The sequence below is a fragment of the Ferrovibrio terrae genome, from assembly GCF_943371255.1.
In the GTDB taxonomy this organism is placed as follows: Bacteria; Pseudomonadota; Alphaproteobacteria; order Ferrovibrionales; family Ferrovibrionaceae; genus Ferrovibrio; species Ferrovibrio terrae_B.
Window position 1 is genome coordinate 1 of the sequence record NZ_CALRUC010000195.1, and the last position, 4,138, is coordinate 4,138.

The window sequence follows — 4,138 nt, forward strand, 5'->3', positions numbered from 1 at the left end:
CTTGTCAAACAGGCCGATCACTACTGGTACTCGCACCATGTCGAACGGCCATTGCCGGTGCTGCGGATTGAATTCGACGACCCGGACCGGACATGGTTCCATATTGCGCCGGGAACCGGAGATATCCTGCAGAGAACGAATGCCAATCAGCGACTGTATCGCTGGCTCTTCAATGCTCTGCACAGCTTCGACCTTCGGATTCTGATCGCCAACCGGCCGGCCTGGGATGTCTTGCTCTGGGCCATGTCCGCGGTCGGCTTCGTCATGTCAATCAGCGGCGTGGTCATCGGCTGGCGCCGCTTGCGCCGAAAAGCGGCCCAGTCCAGCACACAGCCATTCAATGCGAAGGATGTTGCGGGGGCACGCGGCGACTGGACTTCCGGTAGTTGAGCGGTGTGACACCCAGGCACCGTTTGAACAGGCGCGCCAGATGTTCGCTGCTGCTGAATCCAACGCGGCGCGAGACCGCGCCGATGGTCAGCCGGGTTTCGCTGAACAGCGTCTTGGCGGCCTCCAGCCGAATGCGCTCCAGGAACTGGCCGGGCGACACACCGTGTTCCTTGCGGAATTGCCGGGCAAAATTGCGCTCGCTCATATTGGCCTGGCTCGCCATGTCACCGATCTTGATGTCGCGGTGGTAGTTGTCGCTGATCCAGCTGATGGCCTCACGCATGCGAGAGCTTAAGCCATCCTGTGCGGCCAACGAGGCGCTGATCTGTGGCTGAGTGCCGGAGCGGCGCATGAACACGACCAGGCTGCGTGCGGTCTGTGCTGCGATCTGTGGACCGAGATCCTGCTCGACCAGTTCAATACAAAGATCGAGCCCGGCCGATACGCCAGCGGAGGTGAAGAACTTGCCGTCCCGCACATAGACGGCATCAGCCTTGGTGCGCACGGTCGGGAAATCGCGCCGCATCTCATCGACATAGCGCCAATGCGTGACGCAATGGCGCCGGTCGAGCTGGCCAGTCCTTGCCAGCAGATAGGCGCCATTGCCGATCGCGCAGGCCCGCTCGGCGCCGGCCATGATCTGGGTGAGATGGGAGACCAGCGCGGCGTTGCGGGCAGCTGTGAGATAACCGGGCCCGCCGGGAACCAGAACGGTCTGCGCCGCGCCGGATGCAATCTCCGTCAGCTTTTCGGTGGCGACATGCAGGCCGCAGGACAGGCCGACCTGGCCAGCATGCAGCGAGGCATATTGCAGCCGGTATGGGCGTTTGCTGGAGACCGGCGTGCTAGCCAACTCGCGGTTTGCCGTCGAGAAAACCTCGGCCGGCCCGGCAATATTCAGGAGCAGGGCCCCCTCATAAACAACGACCACAACTGTATGCTGCTGCATCGTATCGCTGACCAATACCGCCAAATCTGTCTGAATATGTCATGAAATTGGCGAATGCCTCAAGCCTAAGCATGCCAATATACTGCCTTAATAATAGGCATATTGGCTATGGGGGTCGAATGGACCGGCTGGCGCAGACACGACGGACTTTCATGGCTGGTGTGGCGGGGGCTGGAGCCCTGGCTGCTTTGCCAGGCCGGACTTGGGCGGCCAATACCGGATTCACCATCACCTATCCGGCCCGGGCTGCCGTAACCTGGCCGCTCTGGATCGCGCAGGAGAAAGGCTTTTTCGCGCGGCATGGCCTGGATGCCAAACTGATCTTCGGCGCCCATCCGGCCGGTATTGCCACCGTGGTCAGCGGCGAGGCGCAGATGACGCCCTACAGTGTCGAGCAGTTGCTGGCCACCGCAGTGCGCTCGCCGGATCTGGTGATCAAGAGCATCCCGCTGCTGCATGCCCCCTTCATCATGATCGGCCGCCCGGATGTGCGCACACCGGCCGCTCTGAAGGGCAAGCGTATAGGCATCAGCCGGCTCGGCGATGCCAATTACTTCTATTCGCTGGATGTGCTGGCCAAGGCCGGGCTGACCGCGGCCGACGTGCAATGGGTGCCGACCGGCGGCGATGTGGCCGTGCGCGCCAAGATGCTGCGCAACAACATGCTCGATGCTGCCTTTCTTGCCGTGCAGCATACCTTTGCAATGAAAGAGGACGGCTTCGTCCAGATCATCGATCTAGCGGATGACAGCGACATCTACATGACGCTCGGCAATGCGTTCAGCCGCAAATGGGCCGACAAGAACCCCGATGTCATCGAGCGGGCCATCATGGCGCAATCGCAGGCGACCAAGTTCTTCTACGATAACAAGGCCGAATCGATCGACATCTACCGCAAATACGATGAGCAGCCGGCTGACATACTGGCAAAGGTCTACGACATCTATGCCGGCAATGCCCATCACGAACGCATCCCGCTGGCGACATTGCCGCCGCTCGCATTCGCCGCACGCCGCATGGCGAATGATGTGCCGGAAATCGCCAAGTTCGACCTGCGCAGCATCGTCGATAACAGCATCGTCAAGAAGCTGATCCATGCCGGCTTCTTCGCGGACCTCTATGGCGACAGCGTGCTCAAAGAACAGAAAGCCAAGCTCGAGGCGGCGATCTGACCATGCAACAGGGGTTGATCGAGAAGCCGGCGATAGGCGGAATGGGCGGTATGCCCTCTGCGGGGGCCCTCAGTCTGATCGGGCGATTGATCGGGTTTCCGACGGTCAGTCGCGATTCGAATTTGGCGCTGATCGAATGGGTACGTGACTATCTTGCCGAATATGGCGTCGTATCGCGCCTTGTGTATTCAGATGATCGAAAGAAAGCAAATCTCTTCGCCACCATTGGGAAGAGCGGCGATGGCGGTATTGTCCTGTCCGGCCATACCGATGTTGTGCCGGTCAATCCGCAGGACTGGGACAGCGATCCCTTTGCCGCGATAATCCGTGACGAGCGCATCTATGGTCGCGGCACCGCCGATATGAAGGGCTTTATCGGTGTCGTCCTGTCGAAGATTCCGGCGCTGGTGTCGGCGACGCGGACGAAACCTGTGCATCTGGCGTTCAGCTACGATGAGGAGGTCGGCTGCAAAGGCGTGCCGCGCCTTCTGTCCTATCTGAAAGAGCAGAATATCCGCCCCGATGCCTGCCTGGTCGGCGAGCCGACCCTGATGCAGGTGGTCAACGGTCATAAAGGCTCCAAGGCCTTCCGTTGCCGGATCGTCGGCCGCCAGGTTCATTCCTCGCTGGCACCCCGTGGCGTCAATGCCGTGCATTATGCTGCCCGTCTGATCGAACATATCCGCCAGATCGGGTTGCGGCTGGAAAAAGAAGAACGTCGGCATGACGGATATGATGTGCCGGTTTCCACGGTGCAGACCGGCTTCGTTGCCGGCGGCGTGGCAACCAACATGGTGCCGAGCGAGTGTGAATTCCGCTTCGATATCCGGCATCTGCCCTGGACGGATCCGGATGCGCTTCTGGCCGAGATTCGGACCTATGCTGAAAAAGAACTGCTGATCGAAATGCGGCGGGTGGCTCAGGAAACCGACATTTTCTTTGAACAGTTGGGGGAAGTCCCCTCGCTCGATGAGCCGGAGGAATCGCCGCTGTCACGCGAAATCAAGCATGCCGCGCAGCATAACGACTGTGCTGTGGTCAGCTTCGGCACCGAGGCCGGCCTATTCCAGCGGGCCGGTATTCCCGCCATCGTTTGCGGACCTGGCTCGATCGCCGATGCCCATAAGCCCAACGAATTTGTAGCGCTTGAGCAGATCGCTCTCTGCGAGCGCTTTCTGGACCGGTTGCTCGGCCTGACCGAACCGCAGGCTGCATCATGAGGCAGGCAATGATGGAAACGGTGTCCAATTCACCAGCCGCTGCAGTCATTCCGCCGCGCAGCTTGATCATCGAGAATCTGGATTACAGTTATCTGATCGAACAGGAGCAGAAATCCTTTCTCTCGCTTTCCGATATCAATCTTACTGTGCCGAAAGGCGAATTCGTCTGCCTCGTTGGGCAGAGCGGTTGCGGAAAATCCACCCTACTGAACATCATTGCCGGCCTGTTGCCAGCCGAGACCGGCACTGTCCGCTTTGATGCGGAACCCATCCGCGGACCAGGACTGAACCGGGCGGTAGTGTTCCAGCATGCCAGCCTGCTGCCCTGGCGCACGGTGCGCGGCAACGTCCGCTACGGCATGGAAATGCAGCGGTTGCTCAGCCCGGCGGTCATGGATGAGCGGGTG

General features: G+C 60.2%; 5 protein-coding genes. 4 read left to right on the forward strand and 1 reads right to left on the reverse strand.

The window, feature by feature from the left end; all coding sequences use genetic code 11:
• The coding region (locus tag AAG799_RS22590) for a hypothetical protein (protein ID WP_341899363.1) at nt 1-390 on the forward strand (390 nt) is incomplete at its 5' end.
• Here the strand turns inward: AAG799_RS22590 and AAG799_RS22595 are convergent.
• Nucleotides 338-1,339, reverse strand: a complete 1,002-nt coding sequence (locus AAG799_RS22595; protein ID WP_341899365.1) for a helix-turn-helix domain-containing protein — start codon at nt 1,337-1,339, stop codon at nt 338-340. The two genes, AAG799_RS22590 and AAG799_RS22595, sit on opposite strands and share 53 nt — an antisense overlap.
• A gap of 188 nt (nt 1,340-1,527) precedes the next feature.
• Between AAG799_RS22595 and AAG799_RS22600 the strand changes: the two genes are divergently transcribed.
• From AAG799_RS22600 to AAG799_RS22610, 3 genes are all read left to right on the forward strand, one after another.
• Nucleotides 1,528-2,511 (forward strand): ABC transporter substrate-binding protein, encoded by a 984-nt coding sequence (locus AAG799_RS22600; protein WP_341899367.1) that lies wholly within the window; start codon nt 1,528-1,530, stop codon nt 2,509-2,511.
• A gap of 14 nt (nt 2,512-2,525) precedes the next feature.
• A complete protein-coding gene (gene argE / locus AAG799_RS22605) occupies nt 2,526-3,731 on the forward strand; it encodes an acetylornithine deacetylase (protein WP_341899368.1) in 1,206 nt (401 codons plus the stop codon).
• Nucleotides 3,732-3,751: 20 nt separating this feature from the next.
• A partial coding sequence (locus tag AAG799_RS22610; protein WP_341899370.1) for an ATP-binding cassette domain-containing protein occupies nt 3,752-4,138 on the forward strand: 387 nt, incomplete at its 3' end.